General features: G+C 63.2%; 1 protein-coding gene. It reads right to left on the bottom strand.

Features of this window, described 5'->3' with window-relative positions:
• Positions 1–89: 89 nt before the first annotated feature.
• Positions 90–562, bottom strand: a 473-nt coding sequence (locus tag ACFPOB_RS31110; protein WP_377801995.1) for a Mu-like prophage major head subunit gpT family protein, incomplete at its 5' end; no start/stop codon positions are given.

The following is a 562-nucleotide window of genomic DNA, read 5'->3' as shown; positions in this document are numbered from 1 at the left end:
CGCCGATGGTCAGCGCCTCGGCGCTGACGAAACCGCCGCCGTAATAGCGGGCGACGGCGGCGACGATCAGCGGCCAGTCTTCCGGCCACTCACTCCTGAATGTAGTTCGCCTTGTTGAGCGGCTGTTTGGAGCCCCAGGCGAACTGCCAGAAGCCGAAACCGACGTTGTGGCGGGCGTCGACGCCGTAGACGAATTCCTTGCGGTCGAAGACGTTGTCGTCGGTCTCCTGATCCTTGCGGACAAGGTTCCAGCCCTTGCGGCGCTGCAGGATGATCGGCTTCAGGAAGCGGCTGTCGTCGATCAGGAACCAGGGTGCGCCGGCGCCGCCATCGGTGTTGGCGACCGAGGTGACATTGCCGTTGGCGTCGAGCACCGGATGGTCGGTGTCGAAGAAGTACTGCTTGTCGTAGCAAGCGGTGTTGAAGCCGGCCTTGAGCAGCCCGAAGATGAGCTGATCGTAGTGCGAGCCCGAGGCGGAGCCGAGCTCGGTGAACATCGGCCCGTAGATGCCGAGATTGTCGGTCTCGATATCGTCCTTGTCGACCGAGACCGTGAGCTCGT

This window comes from Allobosea eneae (assembly GCF_042657265.1).
Lineage (GTDB): Bacteria > Pseudomonadota > Alphaproteobacteria > Rhizobiales > Beijerinckiaceae > Allobosea > Allobosea eneae.
The sequence above is the reverse complement of the archived record's forward strand: the minus strand, read 5'-3'. Positions and strand labels throughout refer to the sequence as shown.